Source organism: Paenarthrobacter sp. YIM B13468, from assembly GCF_042788025.1.
Lineage (GTDB): Bacteria > Actinomycetota > Actinomycetes > Actinomycetales > Micrococcaceae > Arthrobacter > Arthrobacter aromaticivorans.
Genome location: NZ_JBHZPI010000001.1, coordinates 128,679 through 151,537, shown reverse-complemented (window position 1 = coordinate 151,537; position 22,859 = coordinate 128,679). Strand labels below are relative to the sequence as shown.

Below are 22,859 nucleotides of genomic sequence, written 5' to 3'. Positions count from 1 at the left end.
GCATTGGTTATTCGCCCCAAGCCGTTTCCGGCTGCGTCTTAGTACATCTTCCCCCAAATTCCGCATTTGTCACTAGTAAAGTTTTGGCCGGCAGCAAGATCGAGGCCTTCGCCCACCGCTGGAAGTCCTCCCTCGGCGGCAATGGCACCCCCTGCGCCGGTTAAGGACCACCTGCAATCTGCTGCGGACGGGCCCTGCCTGACGACTTGATATTTGCCGGGTTGCACCGAATCGCCCACGAGGTGGCTGCCGTCAGCCATCCTCGTACCCTCGGCCCATGCTGCGATGATTTTGCCCTGCGGAGCATCCGGGCAGAGTGAGGCCGCGGCAAGCAACGTCCCGCGTCCGGCTTCCTCAAATCCGCCCGGCCCGCTTTCATCACTGATCCGCGTGCAGAGGCGGAGGACGTCCAACATCACTGCCAGTCCGTCATCGTCGCCCGCTCCTTGCGGTGCCGCCGTCGAAATTGCTTCGGTTTCACGGGGCGTTGGCTCGAACGGTTGCGGCCCTGTGTAAGTGACCTCACAGGAGCCCATCCGCGTGTAATTGGTGGCGGCCCAGACCTCGGCGAGGCTCGACAACTGGACTTCCGGCGAGGCGTCCAGGCTTGTGCATCGGTACGCGTAGCGGCCAGGTTCATCACCGTCGCCCAATGGCTCGCCGCCATCGGTGGTGCCACTACTGGGAATCGTCGACGGCGAGTGGCTGGGCTCCGCTGTGGCGCTGCTGTTTGCGGTGCCGGTTGTCGTGGACGAGGTACTCGTTCCCGGCAGTGGTTGGGCCGATGGAGTACAGGCGACCAAAAGCATCACCAGCGGCACCACCATCGGAAACAGTCTGCGCATTATGACCTCCATCTCCATCGTGCGGGGCTGCGCATGCGCGGTCAAGACGTCCGCCGGGGCAACGTTGCGGGCAAAAAATGTCTCGCATCAAAAAGTACCTAGTGACAAATGTGAAAATTGGGGGAAGATGTACGTAGACGCAGCCGGAGACGGCGTGGGGCGAATAACCAATGCATGCGGAGCTGGGGAGCATCCGAATGAAGTGGGGATCCCTCGGTGGACACGCGCAATCGCAGTGTTCTTCAGCTTGGTTTGGCGTGCCTTGCCTTCGCCGGTCGCTCAAGAACCTCTCATGTAAACTCCCATCCCTCCGCGTTCAGCGGGAGAGTTGGAGGACGGCGTCGCCATAGACTCACCGCATTGATCGCCTCGGCGAGCCTGGCTACGGCAGCGCTCACAGGTGTATTCACAGCGGGGGCTGCCAACGCCGACCAGGCCCGCCAAACTGTGGCAGTGGGTCTTACGAAGGCAGCTGGATCGGTGGTGGACCCGGCCGGAAGGATCTGGGTCTCAGATGCGCGTGCCGGATTCTGCCGGGTGACCGAAGCTGCAGGGACCACCCCGGGCGGGCTCGAAACGGGCACCTGCCTCGGGGGCACGTTGGCCGGCCACAAAAAGGGCCCCGCGTTGGCCGGAACTCCTGCCATGATTGATCCGTCTCCTGCCAATCACGGCTCGGGCGACGAAATCGCGTTCATTCCGGATGCCGCCGTCGGAAGTTCCGAGGTAGTTCGCGCGGTTTGGAAGCCCAGCGCAGGCATATTCGACTATGACAGCCAGTTGACCATTTTCGACGGCGACCTCCGTCCGAATGCCGTCAGTGACGGCCCCGATGGCAACATCTATCTGTCGTTCGCAAATGCCCGGTCGATTGTAAAGATCGCGGATCCGACGGCCCTCCATCCGAGCATCGAATCAATCGCTTCGGTTAACTCAAACTCCCTGAGTCTTGCCGCCACGCACCGCAACAGTGCCGGCAACGTAGTGGTTTATGTCGCTGAAACCTCAGGACTGACGGTATTCACGGCACCCGATGATGGAGTATTGACCAACTTCGTTCCAGCACCGCTATATAACGTCGGCAAGCCCACAGCCATCTACTACGACTGGCAGACGCCACTGGTCCTGTACACGGGAACGGGTGGGGGAACCACTACGGCCGACGCCGGCAAAGACACCGTCTCGCGCATCGACTTGAGCACCGACACCGTAGACAACCAATGGGCCCTCGGTTTCAGCAAGATCGGCGGACTGAACATGCGCGACGGCAAACTACTGGTCATGGAAGATCCGGGACAGCTGGATCCTGCCAAACCCGCCCAACAGGGCAGGTTGCTCACCCTTGGTGGCGTCGTACCTTCGATTGTGAGTGGTCCGACGGCAGCAGACGGAACCCAGGCGGCCAACCCGGCCTTCACCAATGATTCCACTCCTACTTTCACCGTGGCCTCCACGCCTCCTGGCAGCGCCCTTGAATGCAGTCTCCAATTAAGTGCCGCGACACCCGTCTGGCAAGTGTGCACGAGTGGCACGTTTACGCCCGCCACTGCCTTGACCAACGGCGCCTACACATTCTCCGTCCGAGCGGCGCCAGCAGGGCTTCCCGTATCGCGGGCATTCACGGTTGATCTGACTGCCCCCGCCGCTCCCGTGATCACCTCACCGGCTGCTGGAGCAACAGTCAACGGTGCGCCCGTCCTGGGAGTGACCTCGGAGACTGACACTGTCCTGTCCTGCTCGGTCGATTCCACGACAACTTACACGGCCTGCAGTAACGGATACGTCTTCAACCTCAGCACCGAGGGCCAGCACGTCCTTCGGGTTCGGGCGACAGACATGGCAGGCAATATCAGCACTGTGGCATCGGTGACTGTTACCACTGACCTGACCGCACCGCAGGTGTCCATCAGTTCTCCTGCAGAAGGCGCAACAGTCGGCATCTCGCCGTCGTTCGTCTTTGCCTCAACGTCCACGGACGTTGCCGGGTTCAGGTGCAAGCTGGGCGCAAACGCCTTTACGGCGTGCACGTCGCCAAAGTCCTACACCAACGTACCCAATGGACCTATCGCGTTCACGGTGGAAGCCCGGGACAATGCGGGGAACACCTCCACCGCAACCAGAAACGTCACTGTCTTCGCTCCCGACACCACGCCACCTGTGGTCTCTGTCGATCCGGTCGGAGGAACGTACGGGCCAAACAAAACCATCAGCCTCACGGTGAACGAAGCAGCCACCATCTACGTGACCACCGATGGCACGACGCCGACAACGTCCAGTCCCGTCTACTCCGGGCCGATAGCGTTGACGTCATCGATGACGTTGAAGTATTTCGCACGCGACACTGCGGGCAACTCTTCAACGGTAGCGACGCAGACGTACGTCCTTGACAACACCGCCCCGGTTCTAACGGTTGCGCCCGCTGCCGGAGCCTATGCTTCAGGGCAGCTTGTCACCATGACCTCCAGCGAACCTGGAAGCATCCTCTACACAACGGATGGCACGACGCCCGCTACTGCAGTTGCAGGAAGCACGAAAGCATACTCGAGTCCATTCGCGCTCACGGCCAACACCACCGTAAAGGCCCTAGCTGTCGACGCGTATGGAAATGCTTCTGCAGTCACTACCAGTGCCTACACGATCTTGGACACCACCCCACCGGTGGTCACCGCGACTCCATCCGGGGGCAGTTACCCGGTGAACCAGCAGATCACCCTCACGGTGAATGAAGCAGGCTCGAGCATCTACTTCACAACCAACGGCACCACTCCGACTGCCACAGCCGCCAACAAGTACTCCACACCCATCACGCTGACGGCCGCGATGACCTTGAAGTACTTCGCGGTTGATCCGTCAAACAATAGTTCGGCGATCATCAGCCAGAACTACACCGTGACGGCGCCACCGGCCAACACATGGAAGGACTACACCGGAGACGCAAAGAACGACGTCGTGGCGCGGGACAACGGCGGCACGCTCTGGCTCTACCCGGGTAATGGCAGTGGTGGTTGGTTGACGCAACGCTCGCTGGGAACTGGTTGGAACTTGCTGAACGCGATCATTCCCACCAAGGACTTCAACGGTGATGGACGCAGCGACGTCCTGGCGCGCGATACCAATGGCGCCCTCTGGCTCTATCCCGGAAACGGGGCTGGCGGGCTTCAGCCCAGGGTGCAGGCCGGCACAGCTTGGTCGGGCATGACGCTCATCCTCGCGCCAGGGGACTTCAGCGGTGATGGGAAGGCTGATGTGTTGGCGCGGGATTCAGCTGGTGTCCTGTGGCTGTACCGCGGAAACGGCACGGGAGGCTTCGCGTCAAGCGCCCAGGTCGGGACTGGGTGGAACTCCATGACGGCCATCCTGAGTACCGGCGATTTCAACGGCGACAGCAAGACGGACGTCCTGGCCAGGGACACGTCCGGGATCCTATGGCTCTATCCAGGCAACGGCACCGGCGGTTGGCTGAGCAGGGTCCAAGTTGGAAGCGGCTGGAGCGGGATGACTGCAATCCTGGGCCCCGGCGACTTCAACGGAGACGGCAAGAACGATGTGCTTGCGCGCGACTCCGGTGGCAACCTCTTCCTGTATCCCGGCAACGGTACATCAGGATGGCTCTCCCGGAGCCAGGTCGGGTGGGGCTGGGGAGGGTTCACGTCGCTCCCCTAGCAGCAAAGACGTGACCCCGGCAGGAAAGAGAAGGGAGGGTCAGGACGCCAAGCGTCCTGACCCTCCCTTTCTTGTTGCGGGAATTCGCTACGTACGTTCCTTCATGGGATGCATCGTCGGTCTGTTTGGACTTGCCTGTATATCCAGTTGGAGGGACACCAACAGCATTTGAACGCCCAGCACAAAGGGCACGACAGCCAACATCACCGATCCCGCGGTAGGAGACCCTACGCTTGCGGCGAGAACCCATATCCCAGCCACAAGACCCATGACGATAAGAGCGATTCCTGCGATCAACAGAAGAGCCACTGCTGAGAAGGACCAGACCATGTACTTCCACCAAACACGGCGCCAGAAGCCGCCAAAGAGCATGGCCAGCAGCTCGGGGATCACCTTCCGAAGCTTGATGCTGGAAACTTCATTGCCGTAGACAGCGGGAATCGGGACATCCACAATCGGTACATCGAGGATATTGAGGTGAATCAGGAGGTCGTTCTCAAAGCTGTAGCGTGCGGCCACCTTATTCATTGGCAGGCGACGAAGAACTTCCGTCCGGATCGCCGTGTAGCCATTCTGGGGGTCGAAGATGTGCCAGTAACCCGAGGCCAGCTTTGTCATGAACGACAAAACGATGTTGCCAAAGATGCGGTAGCCAGGCATACCGGCAAAGGACTCACCTGAAAAGAAGCGGTTGGCCTTGGCAAAGCCGTAACCATCCACCACGGGATCGAGCAGCTGGGGCAGGTACTCCGGATCCATCTGGGCATCGCCGGCCATCACAACGTTGATGTCGGAGCCCAGCTCCATTGCCGCTTTATGCGCCGTCAGGACAGCGCCACCCACACCTTGGTTGACCTCATGCCGAATCAAGGTGACCCTGCCGTCGTCCGCCCGAAGGGCAGCCCCGGAGGTGTCGTCAGGGCTGCAGTCATCAACAATGACAATGTCATCGACGAAATCAGGCATCGTTTCGATCACCTGTGCGATGTGGTTCTCTTCTTTATAGGCCGGTACTACCGCGGCAATTCGAACGCCTCGATACATCGATTATCCTTCGCTGCTGTTAGGTGTGAATTTCTGTGCTGGCGCGTCAGTTTCCGACGCGCCATCTGTCTGTCCGCTGGCGCTCTCCGGATGCTTCTTTTGCGGGAAGATCCAGTGCTTGTAAATGAAGTAGTTCCATCCCATGGTCACAATCGTCGCAACCACTTTACCGGCAACATATCCGGCACCCAGGAACTGGAAGAGCTCCACGATTCCCATGACCGCCAAAGTGTTGAAGGCCAGGAGTCCGGAGTACCGCAGCACTCCACCCAGAGCCGTTCCGCCTCCCCCAAAAGCAAAGTGGCGTTGCAGGAAGTAGTTGAAGAAGAAACTGCCCCAGAATCCTGCGCCCGTGGCCAACCAAAGGGGCCATCCAAACACTTGGAAGCACAGCGCAAGCAGACCGAGGTCCACAATGAAGCTCAGACCGCCCACCACAAGGAATCTGAACAAACTGGACGAGAAGAACTTTTTGATGAATGCCTTCATTGGTTAGCAGATCCTTCCAAGCGGGGCGATGCCATCGGGTTTCCGGTTCTCGAGGATCCCTGGGACTCCGTCAAGCTGCACGCGGTCCTTGGAAGCTGCGTCGAAGGCTTGTTTGCCACCCGGTAACTGGGACCAATCGATCCGGTACAAGGCTGCGTTTCCATCTCGCACAACAAGCTTCAAGTAGGGGATGGAATCAGGATGGGTCAACCCCGCCTTGGGCTCGTCCCAGGCCCGGATCCGACCGTCGGCGATGTACACCCATTCGATACCAAGCTCGGAAGCGGCCGCCTGCGCGTCGGGATCCGTCGCCAACTCAGGGAGCTTTTGAAGGACAAGCAACTGGCGGTTCGTGGGAAGTATTTCGAAGTGCCGGATCATCGGCATTCGGTTCCCGAGTGCATACATCCATACGGAGCCATCACAGGCGTCGTTCAGCACTGTGGCGTCCTGGGGAACATATTGGTCAATTTTGCTCAGCAGATCCACTTCGGATGAGCTGAGGGTGAGGCCATCAATCTTTGTATTGATGTTGATGCGTTCGGCGTTTTGCTTGAAGTATGGGATGGCGCCCACCCCGCATACCAACAAAACGGCGACGGCGGCCGCTGCCGTGATGACGTGGTTCGGCCTGCGCCCATTCTTGCCCCCGGATTCCTGGGATTCTGCCCGACGATTGCGGAAGCGCCGGACGGCCCACTCGATTGCCTCGCCGGCCTGGGCAACACCCAAGCCCGCAAGCGGCACGAGGAGCATGACAAGGATGCCGAAAATGCGCCATTGGTCGTCGTAGAAAGGTGCTGTCAGGTTCAGGAAACGGGGGCTGTCGCTGCCCATGGTGTAAACGGACAGAAACGCAAAAGCCAGGACCGGGCCGAAGTACCACCACATGCGGATCCTGAACGCAACAGCAAGGCAGCCAACGGCAACAAGCGTTGTCAGGATCGGCATTGCCATGGAGCCATGGTTCAGGAAAACAATGTTCTGAATGGCACCGTTGCGATCAGTATCCGGTGCCCACATCATCTTGGAGACGCGCTCAGATTCCTTGAGCATCTGGGTAATGATCGGCAGACCGATGATCGCCGCGAGAACCCCGGACACTGCCAGATAAACAGTAATGCCCAGGATCCTGCCCTTGCGACGTATCAGCGCGGAGAGCAGCCAGAAGAACAGTACCGGCAGTACGACGAAAGCCAGGGAGGGGTGCACGGCAATAAGTCCCACTGCGCCGAAGGCAATGCCCAGGACCCAGAACTTTTGCCGCTCCAAAGCACCTTTGACGGCCAGGAAGACGAATGGACCCACCAACAGCATGCCAGCGAAAAATGGAATCAACGGGCCACGCCACAGTAGGTCGTAGGGGTAGACCGTGAACCATCCCGAGACTGCGGCCGCGGCGGCGACGGCAACCGGGCGGCGTGTGAGGATCATGGTTAAGGCCATGGCGCTCAGGGGCAACTGAACGGCCATCATCACCAAGACGAAAGCATTCAGGAACACCGGGATGCTGACAGTACTCATTGGCCAGAAGAGCGCGAGCACGGCGTGGAAAGCGATCGGGTAGCTCCTGATGGGTGCATCAGAAATAGTGGTGTCGTAGTAGGCGAAGTTTCCCGCTATGGAGGGATCCCATTCATGATTCACCGAGATAAGCCGGATCATGTTTGCGTGCCAAGGAATGTCCCAGTCCTGGTTTATGCCCAGGAGGCCCTCGGTGCCAACAAACCATGACACGGCTGCTACGGCGCCGCCCGCAAGAAGGCCTACCAGCAGTATCCACCAGGAGCCGGCAAATCGGTGCTTACCGAAAATGCTTGGCTGTGTTCGGACGCGAGTCTGGAACTTGTCGGGGAATCTACGCCTCAACAGGAGGCGTAGACCAAACAGGACAGCAGCCAACACCAGAAGGACGAGGGATACAGGAAGCAGCTGCCAGCTCAACCCCAAGGAATTGCCCATCACACCGATGACCGTCAGGGCACCCATGCCCAACAATGGTGCCACCACGGGCAAGAGGGTTCGGCGCACTCCCAGTGCTTCACCGAGAAGCCAACCTGGACCCCACCACAACACAACGATCAGGAGTACACACAACAGCAGCGGGCCGATACCCATTCCTACGATCGCCTTTCTTAGATGCTTCCACTAGCCATCTCTTGACAGACGACTTTTGCTATTGGATGCCGGACTTAGTTGCGTTCCCGCAGCCAGGCGACAGCCTGGTCAGCCGGACCTTCGAATTGGACAGTTCCGGAGGATAAGACGACTCCCCTGTCGCAGATCCGCGAAATCATGTCCAGGTCATGGCTAACAACCACGAGGGTCCTGCCTTCGTCGGACAGCTGCTTAATCTTGGCCAGGCACTTGCGCTGGAAAGGTTCATCGCCAACAGCCAGGATCTCGTCCACGAGGAAGATGTCCGGCTGCGTATGAACAGCCACCGCAAAAGCAAGACGCAGGAACATGCCGGAAGAATAGAACTTCACTTCCGTGTCGATGAACTGCTCGATTTCCGAGAAAGCGACGATCTCGTCGAATTTCTCGTTGATCTCCTGCTCTGTCATTCCAAGGATCGCGGCGTTGAGGAAGACGTTCTCACGGCCGGACAAATCCGGGTGAAACCCCGCCCCAACCTCAATCAGGCCCGCGACGCGGCCTTTGGTCCGCACAGTGCCCTTATCCGGAAGGATGACGCCGGAAATCAACTTAAGCAACGTGGACTTACCGGAGCCATTGAAACCCAGAAGGGCCACGGTCTCCCCATCCTGTATCTCGAAGCTGACATCGTGCAGCGCATCGAACTTCTTGGTGAGGTCACCCTTGCGTCCCTTGACGAGCCACACAAGCGTCTCTTTAAGGGAGTGGGAGTGACGCAGATTGAAAGTCTTTTTCAAGCCTTTGACTATGACGGCGGCGCCCACTCAGACCTCCTGCGCAAAGTGGCCTTCGAGCCGGCGGAACACCAGCTGGCCGATAATAAGGAAAACTGCGGCCATGCCCAGTCCAGCCAACCCTGTCAACATCAGATGAGGGGGCAGTTCTACAGGCTTGGTGACGGTCGGGTACCAGAACGCCCAGTGGAACAATTCCACGGCTACGGTCACGGGGTTGAGCTGGTAGATCGTCAAGACCCAATCCGGGGCAAGACGACGGATCATGGTCCAGTCATATAGGACGGGTGAAGTCCAGGTGACGATCATCATCAACATGTCCACGATGTTCTCTGCATCGCGGAAAAACACGTTGATGGCACCTGCCAGGAGGCCCAGGCCAGTGGCGGTTACGGCCACGATGACAAAGCCCAGCGCTGCGCCCACCAGCTGCATCACATCTGGTCGCCACCCGCTGAAAAGGGCAGCAGCCAGCAAGACGACAAGTTGGGGAAGGAAATGCACTGCAGCGACCCAGACCGACGCCACGGGAAAAAGTTCCCGTGGCAGGTAGATCTTCTTCACCAACGCGGCATTCCACACTATGGAGCGCGTAGCGTTCGAAAAAGCTTCCGTGAAGAAATTGACCACGATGACGCCGGAGAACATGTACAGGGCGTAGTTGGGGATCTGGTCCCCCACGCGAAGTACGATGCCCAAGGCAAAGAACAGAACCAAGTACTGGACCAACGGCTTCACGTATGACCAAGCCAGACCCAGCACGGAGCCCCGGTAGCGGACCCTGAGTTCCTTGCGGACGATCAATTTGAGGAGGTACCGGCGCCGGAATACATCCAGCAGACCGGCACCTACCCCTGGAACAGCATAAATATCAGTGGAGTTGGCCATCGCTACTTTTTGGGCTCCGAGGCATCGAACGTCTCTCGCCAAGACTCCATCGATGTGATCTGAGGCAGCGCCTCACGGTACTGGGCGCGGAGCGTCTCCCAATTCGAGAAAAGCTGCGCGTGCAGCTGCGCTGTCTCAACCAAAAGCCGGCGCGCCAGCTTGGGGTCACGCTGGTACCACGACGCTCCTGTGCCATCAGCGTTGGAGACCACTGCACTGTCAAGATGCGCCAAACTCCACCATTTGCCGTCCTGATGCGCTACATGGGCTTCGGGGTTGGTCTTGGCAGAATCGCGAACCGGAGCAAGGGTCTGCTTAAGGACAGTCTTTACCGCCCAAGGCAGAAGGCCAAGCGCACCCGGCTGCTTGTAGGTCTGCGGCTTCTTCGGGGGACGTTTACGGAAGGACTCAGGGAAGGCGCCAGGGTCGGTCTTGACCTGGGAGTCAACAAATTCCTCGCGCATTGCACGGAGTTTGGGCATCGTGGTGGGCAACTGCTCGTGGAGCTTGCCTGGCCCCTCCAAGACATCCCGGAGAGCCATGACACGGGCTTGCTCGGGGTAGTACTGCATCGATACCAAATGCTTAATGTCCGTGTTCAGGCTTTCCCGGAAAATCCGGCCACCTTTGGGGAACGGCGAATGCAGAAGAGTCGCGATGAGCCTGTTGCGTTCGTGATAGTAAGCCTGCCAGTCCACGGAGTCATCTTTATCAGCCCATGAGACATGCCATACCGCTGCACCCGGCAAGGTAACGGTCGGGAAACCTGCCGCGCGGGCGCGCAAGGAGTACTCGGCGTCGTCCCATTTGATGAACACGGGAAGGGAGAGTCCGATGTTTTCCACGACGGTCTTGGGGATGAGGCACATCCACCAACCGTTGTAGTCAGCGTCCCAGCGGCGGTGCAGCAGTGGCGTTGAGCGAAGGCCTTCTGCGGAGAAGTCGTGATTTCCCAGGCCCTCCACGGGTCCCCAAAGGAAACGGTAAAAATTCACTACTTCGGCGTAGGCGTGCAAAACGGACTTGTTATACATGTCGAACATGTGTCCGCCGACGATGGTGGGCTTACGGCATAGGTCGGCAAATGCGACCGCTCTGAGCACACCTTCGGTTTCAAGTTCAATGTCGTCGTCGAGAAGCATGACGTAGTCGCTCTTGTCAGAGACGAGCATCTCGTACATGTTGCGGGCGAATCCACCCGATCCACCAAGGTTGCCTTGGTTGATAATGCGCAACTGCTCGCCCATGGATGCGGCGACGGCGTCGAACCCGTCTTCGTCGGCAACCTTCTTGTTGCCTTGGTCCACGATGATCAGTTCCGCGAGGATTTCACGGAGACCGGAGTCGGCATCGATTGACTTGATGGTTTCAAGGCAGTAGTCCGCACGGTTGAACGTTGTAACACCCAGCGTGACTTTCCCCTGGGGCCTGCCCTCATCAGGAACAGCCCAGTGCGCGCTCTTAAGTGTCATTCCATCGCCGCCGGCAATGAGGTCGAACCAGTACCAACCGCCATCACCAAAGGGAGCGAGCGTAAGTTCGAACTCGTTCGACGCAGTTCCCTCAACAAGGATCGAGTCGACCCGCTGCGACGCGCCGCGCGCATTCGAGCGGTAAACGATGACCGTTCCTTCGCCCTCGGTCTCGATGTGGAGAACCGTCTTTGTGGCGATGGTCCATTTCCGCCAGTAACTGGCCGGGAAGGCATTGAAGTAGGAACCAAAGGAAAGACGCTCGCCCCGTCGAACCTGCACCGACCCGCGGTCCAGGATGTCCTCCGGGTGGAGTTTGCGGGCCATGCCCACTGCCTGCACAACTGCTGTGCCGTTGTCGTCCTGCTTGCGGACCTTATTGGTGTCCGGATCGACATAGAGCGGCAGGGTGTCGAGGTCGCGGTTGGCTGGGAAAACCACACGCTGGACTATTCGAAGGTTCTGCTCAGTCGACGCCGGGCTGTCTGCGACTGTTGTGGCCGTCATGGCAGTCTCCTGGCTTTCATTTGTTGTGGCGGTCATGCGTCCACTCCACCACTTTCCAGCTTTGCGCCGCCCGTAAAGTGCGGCTTGATCTTGTTGTCGAACATGGACAGGGCCGAACCGATGGCCATGTGCATGTCCAGGTACTTGTACGTTCCAAGACGGCCGCCAAACAATACAGATTTCTCGCCACGTGCAAGATCACGGTAAGCGAGCAGTTTGCTGCGGTCATCTGATGTGTTGACGGGGTAGTAAGGCTCGTCGCCCTTCTCAGCAAAACGCGAGAATTCGCGCATGATGACCGTCGCGTCCTTCGTGTAGTCGCGCTCAGGGTGGAAGTGGCGGAACTCGTGGATGCGGGTGAAGGCAGTCTCCGGATCCGGGTAGTTCATCACCGGGCAGCCCTGGAAATCCTCAATCGGCAGCACTTCTTCTTCGAGGTCGATCGTGCGCCAGGAGAGATCACCCTCGGCGTAGTCGAAGTAGCGGTCTACGGGGCCTGTGTAGATGACCGGAACCTGCCCAAGGACGGATGACCGGCCGAACTCGCCATCGTCAAAGAAATCGGTGTTCAGAACGACTTCGATGTTGGGGTTGTCCGCCATGCGTTCGATCCAGGCCGTATAGCCGTCAACCGGCAGCCCTTCATGGGCGTCATTGAAGTAACGGTTGTCATAGTTGTAGCGAACCGGGAGCCTGGAGATGATCTCCGCGGGAAGGTCCTTCGGATCCGTCTGCCACTGCTTGCCGGTGTAGTGCTTGATGAATGCCTCGTACAGGGGCCGCCCGATCAGCTGAATACCCTTGTCATTCAGGTTCTGCGGATCAGTGCCGGCAAGCTCGCCCGCTTGCACCGCAATGAGCTGGCGCGCTTCGCTGGGGCTCATTGCTGCACGGAAGAACTGGTTGATAGTACCGAGGTTGATCGGCATGGGGTACACCTCGCCCTTGTGGCTGGTGTAAACCTTGTGCTGGTAGTTCGTGAACTTGGTGAACCTGTTCACGTACTCCCAGACACGTTCATTCGACGTATGGAAGAGATGCGCGCCGTAGCGGTGCACCTCGATTCCCGTCTTCTCTTCATTCTCGCTGTAGGCGTTTCCTCCAATATGGTGGCGGCGATCAAGAACCGCGACCTTTAGCCCCAACTCGGTAGCGGCGCGTTCTGCAATGGTCAGGCCAAAGAAACCCGAGCCGACGACGACGAGATCAGCGTTCACAAACTCTCCTGTGTATTGGCGTGCGGGCACAGAAGTGCCCACGTCTACTGGTCAAGGCTACCCGACATGGCTTGCGTTCCCCGTATCCGGGCCCATGGCCAAGCATGGGCGGCCGGGGTCCACAAACACCAAAGGGAGGCTGGCACATGGCCAACCTCCCCCAAAGACGATGCTTGATTTGGCGTATCAGAGGCAGATGACGGAGCCCGACTTCGCCGAGTCCAACACGGCCTCAGCAACCCTCAGGGTCTCCAGGCCTTCCGCCATCGTGACGATATTCATCGACTTTCCGAGGATTGCGTCACGGAACGCCTCGTGTTCCATCTTTAGCGGCTCCCGCTTGGCAAGGGCGAACCGTGTCGAGGATCCCTCCGACACTCCCCGGAAGGCTGCGACGGAATCCCAGTCTGTCTGGAACGTTCCGTTCTCCACGAAGGTCAGGTCTGCAGAAATGGTGTCTGCGATGAATGCTCCACGTTCGCCCAGAACTACCGTTGTACGTTCCTTCATGGGTGACAACCAATTCACGATGTGATTGGTTACAACGCCGCTCTTGAGGTGGCCAATGGCTGTGACCATGTCCTCATGTTCGCGGCCACTACGGGAGGTTGTGTGCGCTACGACGTTCACGAAGTTGCTCTGCGCGAGCCAGGCGGTGAGGTCGATGTCGTGCGTGGCAAGATCCTTGACCACCCCGACGTCGGCGATGCGTGCAGGGAAGGGTCCCTGGCGCCGCGTGCTGATCTGGTAGACGTCACCGAGGTCACCGTTCCCGAGCCGCTCGCGGAGGCTTTGCAGGGAAGGGTTGAAGCGCTCGATGTGGCCGACGGCGCCGATGAGGCCCTTGGCTTCGAAGGCCTGGGCAATGCGTCCGCCCGACTCGGAATCGTTGGCAATCGGTTTCTCAACGAGGCAGTGGATGCCAGCTTCAGCCAGCCGCAAGGCCACTTCCTCATGCAGGATGGTCGGCACGGCAGCCACTGCCATGTCGATTCCTTGCTCAATGAGTTCCTCGACTGTGTTGTAGACAGTCAGGCCATCAGCAACGTTGTGCGGATCGCCGAACGAATCCGCGACAGCAACCAGGTCAACGCCATCAAGCTCGCGGATAACCCGGGCATGGTGGCGGCCCATCATACCCAGTCCGATGAGGCCTGCGCGGAGGTTTGCCACTAGCTTCCTGCCTTTGCGATGGCGTTGACAGCCGTCACGATGCGGTCCAGATCGTCCTGGCTCAAAGATGGGTGCACCGGGAGGGACAGCACGCTGGCCGCAGATTCCTCAGTTACGGGCAGCTCATCCGATGTCTGGAAAGGCGCAAGACGGTGGTTCGGGATGGGGTAGTACACGCCACAGCCGACGTTGTATTCCTCACGCAATGCCTTAGCAAAACCATCACGGTCCTCGGAAATGCGGATGGTGTACTGATGGTAGACGTGCTCATATCCCGCGGCTACCTTCGGCGTGATGACGCCTTCGATGTTCGCGTCAAAGAACGCTGCGTTTTCCTGCCGCGTCTTCGTCCAGCCTTCGACCTTCGTCAGTTGGACTCGCCCGATGGCTGCATGAATGTTGGTCATGCGGGCGTTAAAGCCAACCAACTCATTCTCGTACTGGCGCTCCATGCCCTGGTTGCGCAAGAGGCGGAGGCGACGTTCGACGTCGGCAAGGCCTGTGCTGACCATGCCACCCTCGCCGGAGGTCATGTTCTTCGTGGGGTAAAGGCTGAACATGGCGAAGTCGCCGAAGGTTCCAACCTTCCGGCCGTTGACAGCGGCACCATGGGCCTGGGCCGCGTCCTCGAACACCTTAACCCCGTGCTTGGCAGCGAGCGCGCCAATGGCATCGACGTCGAAGGGGTGGCCATAGAGGTGGACCGGCATGATCGCCGCCGTGCGGTCGGTAATCTTCGACTCAACAGAGGCAGGATCCAGCGTGTAGTAATCCGGGTCAACATCGGCAAAGACTGGCGTGGCTCCGGTCAGTGCGACCGAGTTTGCCGTGGCTGCGAAGGTGAAGGAAGGAACAATGACTTCGTCGCCGGCGCCTATGCCGGCGGCCAGAAGGCCAAGGTGCAGCCCTGAGGTGCCGGAGTTGACGGCGACAGCTGCGCGGCCGTCCAGAAGTACTTGGGAAAATTCCTGCTCGAATGACGCAACCTCCGAGCCTTGGGCAAGCTGGCCGGAGGCCAGAACTGCCTCTACGGCCTTGCGCTCGTCATCGCCAATGATGGGTTTGGCGGGGGGAATGAATTCGGGGCTCATGCCTCTACCTCTCGAAGTGTCTCGTTCTGTTCAACATATGTGGCGCCGGTTTCCGGGCATACCCAGTTCCCGCCAATGTTCTGCAACGGGAAGCCCGCCTTACCGACCCAGCCCCGCCGCTTGGCCGGAACCCCGACCATCAGCGCGAAATCAGGGACGTCTTTGGCCACAACCGCTCCGGCGGCTACGGTGGCCCAGCGTCCGATGGTCACGGGAGCGACGCATACGGCGCGGGCACCAATGGACGCTCCTTCACGAATAGTGACGCCCACAGGCTCCCAGTCGTGCGCACTCTTCAGGCTTCCGTCCGGACCTACGGCACGGGGATAAGTATCATTCGTCAGCACTACTGCCGGGCCGATAAACACCCCGGCTTCCAGTTCTGCGGGCTCGTAGACAAGTGCATAGTTCTGGACTTTGCAGTTGTCCCCCATCTTGACGCCAGTGCCGATGTAGGCACCACGTCCGACGATGCAATTGACGCCTAATTCGGCTTTCTCGCGGACTTGGGCCAGATGCCAGATCTTGGATCCATCACCAATTACCGCCTCGTCTGAAACATCGGCGCTCTCTGCAACCACTATCACCGGTGAAGGTCCCTTCTCATTGAGCACACGCGACAACGAGTTTCATCTTAGCCGAGACGCCATGTCCTCGCGTCAAGTCAGCGCCTTCAGGTGGTACCGCCAAGAGTTATCCACATAGCCCAGGAAAGGGGCAGCCGCCTGCCCGGGAATTCCATAGCCTCAGTTCTGGACGGCTGCGGGATTCCAGGAAGGAATGGGCGAATGAACTTTGAGTGCACACTGGTCCGCGGCCCGAACGCCGCATCACTGGAGCCACCGGAAGAGCTGACAATCACCGTCGACGGCGGAATGCCGGGCTCAGAGCTCCAGCGGCAATTGCACAAGGCCCGTGGGGTTGGTCCCCTCTCAGTTGCGGGGGAAGACCTATCCACGCTGACTGTCGGACACCCGCCACTCGTGGCCGGGGCCGTCCTGGTGGACGGACACCGTCCCGCGGAAAAGTCCGACTCTCCGGCAACGCCGCTCCTGCTCCTGGCACATACCGGGCCGGGGGCCGGCACAGTCTTTGCACTCCAACGCGGTCACCACCACATTGGCCGGGGCGATGTGGACATTCGCATTCCTGATCCGGGGATGTCCCGCGAGCACGCCGTGTTGGGGGTGTCCAGCACCGCATTGAGCATCACGGACACAGGGAGCCGGAACTCGGTAGTTGTTGATGGGGAGCGTGTCCGGGAAAAGACTGTGACGTCGTCGTCGAGAATTCGCTGCGGCAATACAAGCTTCACTATCGTTACGCCAAACAGCTCCACTCCCGGGATTCATGCCGACGCCGGCCATTCCGTTGAAGTGCCACTTGAAGTCCAGCGTCAGGCGGGCTCCTTGAGCCGGTGGTCGGTTGCCGTTGCGGCGGGCCTCCCGCTGGTAGCAGGCGTTGGTCTAGCACTCGCAACGGGAATGTGGATGTTCCTTGGATTTACGGCCGTTTCCGCGCTGAGCCTGCTTGTTCCGATGATCACCGGAAGGAAGGGACGCAGGGAGTTCAGGCTTGCCGTCGCAACGGCGGCCCTGCAGGACGCCGAACGCCGCCGCCGATGTTCGCCGTCTGCCGCGGAGATCATCGTTGCCACGTTGGCCCCGGCGGCAGGCTTGGTCCTGAACCCCCAGGCACCTCTAGCATTGCCCCGCCCTGGGGCGGGATCGCCTGTTGCGTCACGACAAGGTACGGCCGCCGGGCCCGAAACATGGGTCCGTCTAGGTACGGCGCCCACTCTGGCCAACGTGCGGCCCGTCCCTGCAGATCCCCATTTCCGTCCACCAGCAATCGGCTCCATGCCAGTGACGCTAGGCTTGCACCCCGGGATTGTTGAGCTGCACGGCCAGACCGAGCACGTCGATGCCCTGATCCGTTTCATCGTCATGCAACTGGCAAGTTTCCCAGGGTCGTCGGCCAAGCCGATCATTCTTCTTGGACCAATAGGGCGCCTGCCTCTCAGCGCCCGGTTCCTGCCGTACCTGACGCTTGCCACGAATCAGGCGGCCGCGACAGCAGCTCTTCGAAGGTCGAAAGGAACCAACAATGGCAGGCTCATAGTTCTCGATGACCCGCCGGGCGGGGATGACGGCAATACCAAACTCCTGGATGCCGCCTTGGAGGCTTCCTGGCAGGTGTTGCGGCATTCCGGCCCCTACGCCGGGCCCACCGGAGTTGTCATTGAGATCGGACAGTCTGGTACATCCGCTGTTTTGCAGTTCCCCGGTGGCCTGCAGGAGTTCATCCCGGACATGGTTCCGCTAAAGGCTTTCGATCAGTTTTGCCGCACAGTTGCGTCCACTCCGCACCGGGACGGTCCTGCCGACGACGGCATACCAGGATTCTGCTCTCTGAATGACCTTCTTCCCGGCGGACCTCGAGGCATACTCCGGCGATGGGTTGGCGAGAACGGGTCAAACGAGCTCCAGGCAATTCTGGGGCAGGGCCAGGACGGGCCCTTGACCTTTGACTTCCATGTCGATGGACCACATCTCCTGGTAGCCGGAACGACCGGCGCCGGGAAGTCAGAACTCCTGCGGACGATCGTGGCATCCATGGCCCTGAATCATTCACCGGACCAGGTGACATTCCTGTTTGTCGATTTCAAGGGCGGCTCGGGCCTACGCCCTTTACTTGGGCTTCCACACTGCGTGGGCCTTCTTACTGACCTTGGAAGTCATCATCTTGACCGCGTGCTTACTTCCCTGCGAGGCGAGATCCGCCGTCGCGAGGAGTTGTTCGCGGACCTTGGGACTTCAGACTTGGCTGCATATCAACGTTCGCCCGCGGCTACAGAGGCGGCGGTCCCCCACCTGGTCCTTGTTGTGGATGAGTTCCGAATGTTGGTCGACGAAGCCCCCGGGGCACTGCGTGAGCTGATGCGCGTGGCCGCCATTGGACGGTCCCTGGGCATTCACCTGGTCATGGCTACACAAAGGCCACAGGGTGCATTGACTGCCGACATCCGCGCCAACGTCACCTCAAGCATCGCCCTGCGTGTTCAGTCGGATGCGGAATCAATGGACATCATCAATTCCAAAGCTGCAGCTTCCATCGGCGTCGATGTCCCTGGGCGGGCATATCTTGTGAGGGCCACCGGTGACCCCGAAGAATTCCAGACGGCGTCCCTTGCCGTGCCAACCACGATCAGCCGGCGGACCCCGGGGGCAGCAATCGTGCAGTCGGCGATCGGTGCCTTGAACCCTCCCCCGGACAAACAGCCAGTGGCCGGGAAGTCGACGGCACAGGCGGAAGCAAGGGCGGAAGGGGTGGTCTCGGCGACCCGAACCGCTTGGCGCTCGCTGGGGCGGGCCGACCCCAGACAACCTGTAGCCCCACTGTTGCCGGTCTCCATTGGGTGGAGTGAAGACCTGTCCACTTTCCGTGTGGCGGGCAACGACGGTGAAGACGCAATGGACGCGTCGATAACCCCTGTAGGTCCATTGGGGATCGTGGACAGACCGGAACAGCAGTCAGTTGATGTCCTGCAATGGTCGCCTTCCGAGCACGGTCATTTAGCCATGATTGGCAGCAGTTCCAGTGGGATGCACGAATGTTTCAAGGCTGCATCGGCGATGCTGGCAGCACATGGGACCCCACCGCATCTGTACATCCTGGATGCAGCTGGAATGCTGGGAAAGCTCCGCCAAGGCGGCAGCTATGGCGCCACTTTGGGCCTGCATCAGTTGGCGTTGGCGGTACGGGTCCTTGAGCGGCTCGCTGAAGAAATGGCACGTCGCCGCGCGGCCGGCGAGGACGTGTCCACAAGTCCCCGTTTGGTCCTGGTGGTTACTGGCTTTTGCTCATGGGCCGCAGCGCTCCGATCAGGGCGTTTCGCGTGGGCGGAGGACCTTTTGAGGGACATCATCCGCGACGGGACGCCCCTTGGCGTCACAGTCCTGATCTCCGGAGAACGTGAACTAGTCAGCTCACGCTTTTTCGGCGCAATCCCAAACCGGGCATTTTTCCCAACGGGCGCCACGGAGGAATCGCGTTATCACTGGCCCCGCCTTCCGGAAGTCGAGTCTGTCCCAGGGCGCGCTGTTGCCATGGGCGGATTTGTTCAGGGCGCAGCCACCATGGTTCATTTCCGCACTGCCCCAAGCGGGACGGACTGGCCGTTCGTTGATCTTCAACCTTCGTCGGAACCACCTTTCCGGATCCGGCCCCTCCCGGAATCCCTCAGCACGTCTGATTTCGATGTCGCCGTGGCAGCTACCCCAAGAGCATCGCGGCGATCCCCCGAATCGGCGCAGTCCGGTAGCTACCGCGCTGCAGCTGAAGACCTGGAGTGCGGGATATCGCCGGACTTCGTTCCCCTTTGGATCGGCATTGGGGGTGACGAATCGGTCCCCGTGTCATTTCCCCTTGCACCGAGTGGTGTCAGCATCATCATTGGGGGTCGTGGCTCCGGCAGGACTTCGGTGTTGACATCCCTGATGTCCCTTAATCCCCAGGTTCCATGGATCTTCCCGGGGGCTGGAACTACCACGGGGGCTTTCTGGGCAACCGTGGCCGACTCAGCCACTGCTGGATCACTGGATCCTGCGAGCATCCTCTGTGTCGATGACGCCGATCTCCTGGATCCGGAGGGACGGGCAGCTCTCGCCGCCCTGGCTGGCCGGACACGAGGAGTGATCATGACCGCCACGTCAGGTCCCGGATTGCTTCAGCGCTTGCCACTGGCGGCAGAGGCCCAAGCCAATGGCAAGGGCCTCATTCTGGCTCCGAGGACTCCTCTGGACGGAGACATCCTCGGCGTGAGGTTGGAAATAGAAAACTCACCGCGTGCCGGTCGGGGCGTGATTGTCTGGGGAAACCGTGCAGTCCAGGTGCAGGTGGCGTTCACTACCGACTCCGCGACGCACATCAGCACCATTGGAAGTCAGGGCAGCATTGACTAGAGCGCGCCCTGCGTCCCTCCCGCTCGTGACGCATAGGCGATAACGCTCTTTTGGAAGAGAAACACGATCGCTGCCAACGCAGGCAAAATCATAGCCAACCCTGGCAGAACCAGGCCGCCGGTCATGGTTGGGAAACCGATGGTAAGGACGAACAACTGGGCCACAAGGGCGGCCGCGCGGGTCCATCGGTAGCCGCGGAACAGGAAATGGCCCACTGCGAACAGCCACGCGGAGAAGGCCAATAAGAGGCCCAGCGTAAAGACCGCTCCCCAAAAAGTCAGGACAGGGGCTCCGGTCAATAGTTCGAAGGCGTACCAGGCCGCAGCGCCCAGGAGCGCCAGTGCTTCCAGCACGACAACGATCGAAATAATCAGGATTCCGGGGGGTTTCTTGCCTCCGGATTCCAGACCCGGGGTTACGGGGCCGTCGGACGCAGGTCTAACTGGACCGTTGTTTCCATCTGATCCAGAGTTTGGTTGGGCCGGGTTAACAGGAGGTCTTGACACACTGGCACACTACCGGACATAGTCATCTAGCAGTGAGGGCACTGGCGGCTGATGTGATGCATCGCTCACGGATTCAGGGCATTTCAACGACTAATACCCCTTGTTTACAAGGCGTTAACATGAAACGCTTGACTCAGACGACCAAGGGGGCCCATGCGGGCCCCTTTCCTTTGGAGCCTCTCGTGAATGTTTTCACAAAAGGCTCAAACTAGTTCTCACGAATGGAGTGACTGATCAGCATGGATTGGCGTAATCGCGCAGCCTGCCTCGACAAGGACCCGGAGCTCTTTTTCCCAGTCGGCAACACGGGACCAGCACTTCTGCAGATTGAGGAAGCAAAGAGCGTTTGCCGCCGGTGCCCCGTAGTGGACACTTGCCTTCAGTGGGCTTTGGAGTCCGGCCAGGATGCAGGCGTCTGGGGTGGCATGAGCGAGGACGAACGCCGCGCACTCAAGCGTCGCGCAGCACGAGCCCGCCGCGCTTCTTAGCAGCCCAGCGCGCTTCTTCGTAGGCAGTACAAGCACCAAACGCAGAAGGCCGCGGACCACATGGTCCGCGGCCTTCTGCGTTTAAGTCAGCTGCCCGTTAAACCCCTCTACCTCCGGAAGGCCCTATGCGCGCGCGAGGTTCAGGACAATTTCGACGGCGGTGCCGCCACCGTCCCGGGGGCTCCATTGAATGGATCCCCCAAGCTCGCTTGTGACCAGGGTACGCACGATCTGCAGACCCAGGCCTTCCGTGTATTGCCCGTCCGGCAACCCAACGCCATCATCGGCAATTGTCACTGTTAGGAACTCGTCATTTCCGTCTCCCGCTGCACGGTCAGCCAGCAGCCAAACGGTTCCCGTCCGTCCCTCCAAACCGTGCTCAACAGCATTCGTTACGAGTTCGTTGATGACCAGGGCCAGGGGCGTTGCGAAATCGCTCGGCAATTCGCCGAACATCCCGGACCTTTCCGTCCGTACTTGCTGGGAAGGTGAAGCGACTTCGGCAGAAAGCCTGAACTGGCGCCCGATGAGTTCATCGAAGTCGACGCTTTGAGTCAGGCCTTGGGACAGGGTCTCGTGAACAAGCGCGATGGTAGCCACGCGCCGCATGGCCTGTTCCAGTCCCTGTTTTGCTTCGTCGCTGACCATCCGTCGGGACTGCATACGCAGCAGGGCGGCAACGGTCTGGAGGTTGTTCTTGACTCGGTGGTGGATCTCGCGGATCGTTGCATCCTTGGTGACCAGCTCCATTTCGCGGCGCCTCAACTCGGAGACATCGCGGCATAAAACAAGGGCGCCAAAGCGATGTTGCTCGTCGCGCAAAGGAATGGCACGCAGGGAAAGGCTGACCCCTCTGGACTCAATCTCGCTGCGCCATGGCATTCGGCCCGTGACAACCAACGGCAGTGTCTCGTCCACCATGCGCCGATCCTTCAGTAGTCCGGCCGTCACTTCAGCGAGGGAACGTCCTTCCAGGGACTCGACCTCGCCCAACCGCCGGAAAGCAGACACGCCATTGGGACTCGCGTACTGCACAATGCCTTCAGCGTCGAGCCGGATGAGTCCGTCCCCTACACGGGGGGCACCTCTGCGGGATCCCGTCGGCGATGCGAAGTCGGGCCACAACCCTAGAGTTCCCATGCGAAGGAGATCGTAGGCGCACTGCCGATACGTGAGTTCCAGCCGGGACGGCATACGGGAACTGGATAGGTCCATATGGGACGTGACAACCGCGAGAGTCCTGCCGTTGCGCACCATCGGCACGGCTTCGACACGCAGCGCCATCTCGCTGCTCCAGCTCGTCTCACTGGAGCGCTCAATGGAGCGGCTGTTCCAGGCCTTTTCCACGAGCGGACGAAGATCCGAGCGGATGCCCTCACCCACGAAGTCCGCATGAAACACCGTGTGCGATGTTGACGGACGTACGTGGGCGAGGGCGATGTACCCAAACTCCGGATGCGGAAACCACAAGGCGAGGTCGGCAAACGCCAGGTCGGCGACCATTTGCCAATCGCCCACCAGGAGGTGCAGCCATTCAGCATCTCCAGGCCCGAAATCAGCGTGTTCCCTGATGGGGTCTGTAAAGATTGCCACTGCACCTCCATTTGCGACGCGGGAC

Annotated in this window: 16 protein-coding genes; 3 read left to right on the top strand and 13 right to left on the bottom strand. The window is 59.9% G+C overall.

All coding sequences use genetic code 11. The features are described 5' to 3' along the window. Positions 1 to 38: 38 nt before the first annotated feature. Positions 39 to 845: a hypothetical protein gene (locus ACFX4T_RS00660; protein WP_377650473.1), complete on the bottom strand. Its 807-nt coding sequence runs from the start codon at positions 843 to 845 to the stop codon at positions 39 to 41. Between the two features lie 360 nt (positions 846 to 1,205). Here ACFX4T_RS00660 and ACFX4T_RS00655 point away from each other — a divergent pair, with 360 nt between their 5' ends. Further along, on the top strand, positions 1,206 to 4,508 hold the full coding sequence (locus ACFX4T_RS00655; RefSeq protein ID WP_377650472.1) for a chitobiase/beta-hexosaminidase C-terminal domain-containing protein: 3,303 nt from the start codon (positions 1,206 to 1,208) through the stop codon (positions 4,506 to 4,508). An 87-nt stretch (positions 4,509 to 4,595) separates the two neighbouring features. Here ACFX4T_RS00655 and ACFX4T_RS00650 read toward each other — a convergent pair whose 3' ends face one another. The 10 genes from ACFX4T_RS00650 to ACFX4T_RS00605 all read right to left on the bottom strand — a co-directional run bounded on the left by ACFX4T_RS00650 (position 4,596) and on the right by ACFX4T_RS00605 (position 15,897). Further along, on the bottom strand, positions 4,596 to 5,552 hold the full coding sequence (locus tag ACFX4T_RS00650; protein ID WP_216924011.1) for a glycosyltransferase family 2 protein: 957 nt from the start codon (positions 5,550 to 5,552) through the stop codon (positions 4,596 to 4,598). Between the two features lie 3 nt (positions 5,553 to 5,555). Next, positions 5,556 to 6,041, bottom strand: coding sequence for a GtrA family protein (locus tag ACFX4T_RS00645; protein WP_377650471.1), 486 nt, complete (start codon positions 6,039 to 6,041; stop codon positions 5,556 to 5,558). A gap of 3 nt (positions 6,042 to 6,044) precedes the next feature. Further along, complete coding sequence (locus ACFX4T_RS00640; protein ID WP_377650470.1) at positions 6,045 to 8,159, bottom strand: DUF6541 family protein; 2,115 nt, start codon at positions 8,157 to 8,159, stop codon at positions 6,045 to 6,047. Between the two features lie 74 nt (positions 8,160 to 8,233). Beyond that, positions 8,234 to 8,965: an ABC transporter ATP-binding protein gene (locus ACFX4T_RS00635; RefSeq protein ID WP_224164744.1), complete on the bottom strand. Its 732-nt coding sequence runs from the start codon at positions 8,963 to 8,965 to the stop codon at positions 8,234 to 8,236. Next, positions 8,966 to 9,823 (bottom strand): ABC transporter permease, encoded by an 858-nt coding sequence (locus tag ACFX4T_RS00630; RefSeq protein WP_216924015.1) that lies wholly within the window; start codon positions 9,821 to 9,823, stop codon positions 8,966 to 8,968. It lies immediately after the preceding gene. Positions 9,824 to 9,825: 2 nt separating this feature from the next. Beyond that, positions 9,826 to 11,838, bottom strand: a complete 2,013-nt coding sequence (locus ACFX4T_RS00625) for a glycosyltransferase (protein ID WP_216924016.1) — start codon at positions 11,836 to 11,838, stop codon at positions 9,826 to 9,828. Then, the gene (glf, locus tag ACFX4T_RS00620; protein ID WP_377650469.1) at positions 11,835 to 13,019 is read right to left on the bottom strand and encodes a UDP-galactopyranose mutase; all 1,185 of its coding nucleotides are present in this window, start codon (positions 13,017 to 13,019) and stop codon (positions 11,835 to 11,837) included. The genes ACFX4T_RS00625 and glf overlap by 4 nt, the downstream gene beginning before the upstream one ends. Before the next feature lie 186 nt (positions 13,020 to 13,205). Next, positions 13,206 to 14,192, bottom strand: a complete 987-nt coding sequence (locus ACFX4T_RS00615) for a Gfo/Idh/MocA family protein (RefSeq protein ID WP_216924018.1) — start codon at positions 14,190 to 14,192, stop codon at positions 13,206 to 13,208. Further along, on the bottom strand, positions 14,192 to 15,283 hold the full coding sequence (locus tag ACFX4T_RS00610) for a DegT/DnrJ/EryC1/StrS family aminotransferase (protein WP_377650468.1): 1,092 nt from the start codon (positions 15,281 to 15,283) through the stop codon (positions 14,192 to 14,194). The genes ACFX4T_RS00615 and ACFX4T_RS00610 overlap by 1 nt, the downstream gene beginning before the upstream one ends. Continuing rightward, positions 15,280 to 15,897 (bottom strand): acyltransferase, encoded by a 618-nt coding sequence (locus ACFX4T_RS00605; RefSeq protein WP_216924020.1) that lies wholly within the window; start codon positions 15,895 to 15,897, stop codon positions 15,280 to 15,282. The genes ACFX4T_RS00610 and ACFX4T_RS00605 overlap by 4 nt, the downstream gene beginning before the upstream one ends. 174 nt (positions 15,898 to 16,071) lie before the next feature. On the opposite strand from ACFX4T_RS00605, the gene ACFX4T_RS00600 reads away from it, so the two are divergent. Continuing rightward, complete coding sequence (locus ACFX4T_RS00600) at positions 16,072 to 20,247, top strand: FtsK/SpoIIIE domain-containing protein (protein WP_377650467.1); 4,176 nt, start codon at positions 16,072 to 16,074, stop codon at positions 20,245 to 20,247. Here ACFX4T_RS00600 and ACFX4T_RS00595 read toward each other — a convergent pair. Then, positions 20,244 to 20,600: a hypothetical protein gene (locus ACFX4T_RS00595; RefSeq protein ID WP_377650466.1), complete on the bottom strand. Its 357-nt coding sequence runs from the start codon at positions 20,598 to 20,600 to the stop codon at positions 20,244 to 20,246. The two genes, ACFX4T_RS00600 and ACFX4T_RS00595, sit on opposite strands and share 4 nt — an antisense overlap. Before the next feature lie 392 nt (positions 20,601 to 20,992). Between ACFX4T_RS00595 and ACFX4T_RS00590 the strand changes: the two genes are divergently transcribed. After that, positions 20,993 to 21,241: a WhiB family transcriptional regulator gene (locus ACFX4T_RS00590; protein ID WP_003804966.1), complete on the top strand. Its 249-nt coding sequence runs from the start codon at positions 20,993 to 20,995 to the stop codon at positions 21,239 to 21,241. A gap of 123 nt (positions 21,242 to 21,364) precedes the next feature. On the opposite strand, the gene ACFX4T_RS00585 is transcribed toward ACFX4T_RS00590, so the two are convergent. Then, the gene (locus ACFX4T_RS00585) at positions 21,365 to 22,834 is read right to left on the bottom strand and encodes a sensor histidine kinase (RefSeq protein WP_216924023.1); all 1,470 of its coding nucleotides are present in this window, start codon (positions 22,832 to 22,834) and stop codon (positions 21,365 to 21,367) included. Positions 22,835 to 22,859: the final 25 nt, after the last annotated feature.

Coding starts and splice junctions, on each gene's coding strand:
- ACFX4T_RS00660 (WP_377650473.1), bottom strand. CDS start 845: ATGCGCAGACTGTTTCCGATGGTGGTGCCGCTGGTGATGCTTTTGGTC.
- ACFX4T_RS00650 (WP_216924011.1), bottom strand. CDS start 5,552: ATGTATCGAGGCGTTCGAATTGCCGCGGTAGTACCGGCCTATAAAGAA.
- ACFX4T_RS00645 (WP_377650471.1), bottom strand. CDS start 6,041: ATGAAGGCATTCATCAAAAAGTTCTTCTCGTCCAGTTTGTTCAGATTC.
- ACFX4T_RS00640 (WP_377650470.1), bottom strand. CDS start 8,159: ATGGGTATCGGCCCGCTGCTGTTGTGTGTACTCCTGATCGTTGTGTTG.
- ACFX4T_RS00630 (WP_216924015.1), bottom strand. CDS start 9,823: ATGGCCAACTCCACTGATATTTATGCTGTTCCAGGGGTAGGTGCCGGT.
- ACFX4T_RS00625 (WP_216924016.1), bottom strand. CDS start 11,838: ATGACCGCCACAACAAATGAAAGCCAGGAGACTGCCATGACGGCCACA.
- ACFX4T_RS00610 (WP_377650468.1), bottom strand. CDS start 15,283: ATGAGCCCCGAATTCATTCCCCCCGCCAAACCCATCATTGGCGATGAC.
- ACFX4T_RS00600 (WP_377650467.1), top strand. CDS start 16,072: ATGAACTTTGAGTGCACACTGGTCCGCGGCCCGAACGCCGCATCACTG.
- ACFX4T_RS00590 (WP_003804966.1), top strand. CDS start 20,993: ATGGATTGGCGTAATCGCGCAGCCTGCCTCGACAAGGACCCGGAGCTC.